This window comes from Telluria sp. RT2P19, from assembly GCF_059685725.1.
This window is the reverse complement of sequence record NZ_JCASIL010000040.1, coordinates 1-5,132: the sequence shown is the minus strand read 5'-3', so window position 1 is coordinate 5,132 and position 5,132 is coordinate 1. Positions and strand designations below refer to the sequence as shown.

Sequence of the window (5,132 nt, the reverse complement as noted above, 5' to 3'; positions counted from 1 at the left end):
TCTCGTCAACCCCCTCGTTCGCTTCGTCTCAGATTTCTCTGCCGATCTTGCCATCGTAACCACTTGATTACGTTAACATTTTCGGTCGTTGCCGAAGCGGACGCGAACTATAGCAAAGCCCTGCCCTGTCGCGCAAGAGCTCAACAATAATATTGTTTGGCCGCGATGAATCATGGCGGCGGCGCCACACCGCGTAGCTGTTCAGCATCCTGCATCGGCTATGCCCCGAAGAGGCGACGGTACTCGCGGCTGAACTGCGATGGACTTTCATATCCCACCTGGAACGCCACATTGGCAGCTTCGGTCCCGCCGCTCATCAATAGCTTGCGCGCCTCCAGCAGTCGCACCTGCTTCTGGTATTGCAGCGGACTCATGATCGTCGCCGCCTTGAAGCGGCGGTGCAGGACCGATGGGCTCAGGTGCACCGTCTCGGCCAGCTCGGCAATCCTTAACGGCACGTCATAATGCTCGCGGATCCAGCTGATCGCCCGGTTCACGGCAACTTCACGCTGGCCACCCCTTAGTCCACGCGTCAAGGTAGGGCCGCCCGGGCCTGTCACCAGGTGATACATGATTTCCTGCTTGAGCAGGCGTGCGAGAACAGGCAGGTCCGCCGGCCTGTCGAGCAATATCAACAGGCGCTTGAACGCTTCGAGCAATCCCTCTCCCGCCACTTCGACGCTGACAAAGGGCGGATCGTCAGCCCGGTATCCCATCGGGATCCCGGCCTCGAGCATGAAGGCGGCAAGTTCCTTGGGGTCGAGATCGAGCCGGATACCATAGTAGGGTTCGGCTTCGCTGGCATGCAGGACCTGACCGGAGACAGGCATCGTCGTGCCCGCCTGCACATAGCAACCGGCGCCATAGCGCAGTACGCGCTCACCGACCAGCATCTGCTTTTCGCCCTGTAGCATCAGGCATATCGACGGCTCCAGCATTCCGCGGCCGATCGCCGTCGGCCCACCGCGCCGGATGAGGCCCAACCAGGGCAGCGCTGTGGGCAGGTCGTCAATGCCGTTTGCTTCGGCATACCGAAGACGTACCGCTTCCCGCAGCCGCCCGAGCACATCGCGTTCAGAGAGACTGTTCATAACCCAGCAAAGTCTTTGGCTCGAGATATTCTTCCAGTCCGAATACCCCGAATTCACGCCCGAGGCCAGACTGCTTGAATCCACCGAATGGGGCCATCGGTTCATCATACAAACCATTGATGAAGACGCGGCCCGCCTCGATGCGGCGGGCTACACGGTTCGCGCGCGCCACATCACTCGAGAATACATAAGCGTGCAAGCCATACACCGTGTCGTTCGCAATGGCGATAGCATCTTCCTCATCGTCGTAGGCAATGACCGACAGGACCGGCCCGAAGATCTCTTCTTTTGCAATGGTCATGTCATTGCCCACATTGCTGAAGATCGTGGGCCGCACAAAGTAGCCACGCTCCAATCCTTCGGGCAAGCCGGCGCCGCCGAGCAGCAAGGTTGCGCCTTCCTCGATACCCTTGCGGATATAGGCTTGCACGCGTTGGTACTGGGTAGAAGTGACCATTGGCCCGATCCGGGTAGCAGGATCGCGTGGATCACCTACCTGCAAGATCTGGAATGCCGCGACGATTCCCTGTTCCGCTTCTTGCAGTCGGGCGCGTGGTACCAGCAGGCGCGTGCCCGCCAGGCAGGCCTGACCGCTGTTCATGGTTGCAGCCGCCGCGACGAACGGCATGGCCTTGTCGAAGTCGGCATCCTCGAGCAGGATCGTGGGCGATTTTCCGCCCAGTTCCAGCGTGACACGCTTGAGCGTATCGGTGGCGCCGCGCACGATCGACTTGCCTACAGCGGTCGAACCCGTGAACGAAATCTTCGCGATGCCAGAGTGACGCACGAAGGCGGCGCCGACCACGTCGCCACGTCCAGTCAGAATGTTGAACAAGCCGGCCGGTACTTCCGCGCGGTGCAGGATACGGCTTAGCAGCTCAGTCTGGCGTGCGCTCAATTCGCTCGGCTTGATCACCGCTGTACTGCCGGCGGCGATCGCCATCGCGAGTTTGCTGCAGATCATGCCGTAATTGGCATTCCAAGGCGTGATCAGGCCAACGACACCGAGCGACTCCATACGGACGCGTGCGCTGGCGACCTGGCGCTCGAACTGATAGTCAGCCAGCAGCGTGCGCGCCTGGTTGAACGAGGCGGCCGCCCGCTTCGACGTCGCCACAGAAATGCCGTGCGGGCCGCCGTATTCTTCTATCATGGTCACGATCAATTCCTCTTCTGCATCTGTAACCACCTCGTGCAGGCGTGCGAGCCAGCCCATACGCTGTTCGCGCGACGATCCAACAAGTTCGCGGTATGCAGCGGTCGCGGCGGCAATCGCATTTTCCGCGTCGACTTCGTCGGCAAGGATGACTTGTGCTGCATCCTGCTCGGTGACTGGGTCGACCAGGGTGAGACACTCGGTGCCGTGGGGTGCAACGAATTGCCCGTTGATATAGATGGTATCGATCAGCTTCATGAGCCCTCCGCTCAAATAATGAGCACCCATCATAGAAACCATGGTGGTTGGACAGGTAGACCGATCCTTGCGACCTATTGCCTGATCCTGCCAGCCTTCAAGCGGCTAGACCATTTGGCGTTTTGGAGAGATGCGCTGGGTAAGTGCGCACACTCGGCCTGATCTCGCTGCAGCCCAGTTACTTCATGCCCAATAAAATCATCGCTTGCAATTGTCTAGCGTGCGATCTATATTGAGTGCATGAACTCGAATGCCACTACCTCTCCTGCAACGCCCATGCTCGACAAGCAATTGTGTTTCGCCTTGTACTCGACGTCATTGGCTATGATGCGGGTCTATCGCGGCTTACTGCCCAAGCTCGGCCTTACCTACCCGCAATATCTCGTCATGATGGTTTTGTGGGAACAAGATCAGCTGACCGTATCCGATATCGGCGAGCGCCTGTTCCTGGATTCTGCCACCTTGACGCCTTTGCTCAAGCGCATGGAAGCCCAAGGGTTGGTGCACCGTAACCGCGCGCGCAGCGACGAACGCCAGGTCATCATCAGCCTGACCGACGAGGGTAATGCGTTAAGGAAAGAAGCCGCCAGCGTGATGCCGGCGGTATTGTGCGCGACCGAGTGCTCAGTCGGCGAAGCATCGGCCTTGCGCGATCAGTTAGTGAGCCTGCGCAAGAGCCTGAACGACAGCGCCGGCTGAAGGGGCGCTGCCGAAGTTCCAGTTTAGCCAGCGATGCGCAGCGGGCCGGCTTCGGCCCGAAGACGGAATACACGGACAGTGCGCAGCAGTTTCGCAGCTTGCTCCTTGAGCGCCGCTGCAGAGGCCGCGGCTTGCTCGACCAGGGCAGCATTCTGCTGGGTTGCCTCGTCCATTTGATCCACCGCATGATTCACCTGCTGGATACCGGCATGCTGGGTCTCGCTGGCGGCCGTGATCTCCGCAATGATGGTGCTAACCTGTTGTACGCTATTGACGATGTCGTCCATGGTAGCGCCGGCTTGTCCTACCAGCTTCGAACCCGCATCCACCTTGGCGACTGATTCGCCGATCAATGCCGAGATCTCCTTGGCGGCAGTGGCTGAACGTTGCGCCAGATTGCGCACTTCACTTGCGACCACGGCAAATCCGCGGCCCTGCTCGCCTGCACGGGCTGCCTCGACTGCCGCATTCAGTGCCAGTATATTGGTCTGGAAAGCGATGCCGTCGATGACGCTGATGATGTCCGAAATCTTGCGCGCCGACTCGTTAATATCCTGCATCGTATTGACTACGGCCGAGACGACCGCGCCGCCCTTGCTGGCAACTACGCTGGCCGATGCGGCGAGCGTGTTCGCGTGACGGGCATACGAGGTATTTTGCTCCACGACGACAGTCAGTTCTTTCATCGAACTCGCTGTGCGGCCGAGCGAGCTGGCCTGCTCCTCCGTGCGCATCGACAGATCATCGTTGCCGGCGCTGATCTCGCTGGAAGCGGTCGCGATCATATCTGTCCCGCCACGCACTTGCGCGACGATATTTTGCAGGCTGGTCTGCATTTCGCGGATGGCGTGCATGACGCTTGCCTCATCGTTCGGACGCACTGCGACGTCGACTGTCAAGTCACCTGAAGCGATTGCCGATGCGATGCGGTTGACCTCGACCGGCTCGCCGCCAAGTTGGCGCAATAAGTGCGAAGTAATGGCACTGCCGACCAGTACGCTCAGGACAACGGCGACGAGCGTTACGATGATGATCGTCGTCTGGGCGGTAACGATCGATTCCTGGGCGTGGACGGTACCTCCTTCCACATGCCGCTGCACGGTGGTGATCACCCGGCCGATGTCGAGCACGTTCTGACGGCGCAGAGGGCTGCATTCGTTGACCAGGAAAGTGCCGTATTCGGTCATCTGGCCAGCATTGCGGTAGCGACGTGGACGGTTGAGCTCTTGCGCCATCTGCAACAGGCCGTCGCGCATCTTCGCAAAGTCGGCATTTCCCAGGAATAGTGGCTCAAGGGCTTGTAATTGCTCGAGGTAACGGGCTTTATGCTCGTCCAAGAGGGCAAGCTCGCGTGTGGCGTCGTTCGCGTCCGGGAAGATATAGGCATTGCGTGCCGCCAGACCTGTTTGCGCGAGAGATTCACGCAGTTCGTACAGGCGCTCGAGCTTCGTGATACGCACTGTATTTTGTGCGGCAAGCTCTTGGCCGACATTTCCTAGTTGGCGCCATGCGAAGATGGCGAGCACGATGATAAGGATGCAAACCAGGCCGAAACCGACGCCGAGCTTGGCCCGGGTGCTCAGTGCAGAGAGTGATCTCATAGGTTCTTATTAGTTCTTATAGAATTGAGAAACAAAAGGAGCCCCTGTCGGCTTAATAAGCTGACAAGAACAAATAGTGGTATAGCAAGGAATTATAAGAAGCTAATTGCTGCGCACGATTGATTCTGGACAGAAAGTATAGTTTTCTGTACGCAATGCTATTTATTTTGAGAGGATTTGGTGTTGGAGCAACAGCAGTCGGCGGCGCCACAAAGCAAAAAACCCCACCAGGATCACCTGGTGGGGTTTTTCTATATAACTAGCCTGACGATAACCTACTTTCACACTGGTTGCAGCACTATCATCGGCGCAAAGTCGTTTCACGGT

At 58.5% G+C, this 5,132-nt stretch carries 4 protein-coding genes; 1 reads left to right on the top strand and 3 read right to left on the bottom strand.

Going from position 1 to position 5,132, the window contains the following annotated elements; genetic code table 11:
* Nucleotides 1-218: 218 nt before the first annotated feature.
* Together AC56KW_RS26060 and AC56KW_RS26055 are read right to left on the bottom strand one after the other, a co-directional pair.
* Entirely contained in the window at nucleotides 219-1,091 is an 873-nt protein-coding gene (locus tag AC56KW_RS26060) for an AraC family transcriptional regulator (protein WP_497173535.1), read from the bottom strand.
* The gene (locus AC56KW_RS26055; protein WP_497173534.1) at nucleotides 1,075-2,505 is read right to left on the bottom strand and encodes an aldehyde dehydrogenase family protein; all 1,431 of its coding nucleotides are present in this window, start codon (nucleotides 2,503-2,505) and stop codon (nucleotides 1,075-1,077) included. The genes AC56KW_RS26060 and AC56KW_RS26055 overlap by 17 nt, the downstream gene beginning before the upstream one ends.
* Before the next feature lie 240 nt (nucleotides 2,506-2,745).
* Between AC56KW_RS26055 and AC56KW_RS26050 the strand changes: the two genes are divergently transcribed.
* Nucleotides 2,746-3,204, top strand: a complete 459-nt coding sequence (locus AC56KW_RS26050; protein ID WP_497173533.1) for a MarR family winged helix-turn-helix transcriptional regulator — start codon at nucleotides 2,746-2,748, stop codon at nucleotides 3,202-3,204.
* A 23-nt stretch (nucleotides 3,205-3,227) separates the two neighbouring features.
* Here the strand turns inward: AC56KW_RS26050 and AC56KW_RS26045 are convergent, their stop codons facing one another.
* The gene (locus AC56KW_RS26045; RefSeq protein ID WP_497173532.1) at nucleotides 3,228-4,805 is read right to left on the bottom strand and encodes a methyl-accepting chemotaxis protein; all 1,578 of its coding nucleotides are present in this window, start codon (nucleotides 4,803-4,805) and stop codon (nucleotides 3,228-3,230) included.
* Nucleotides 4,806-5,132: the final 327 nt, after the last annotated feature.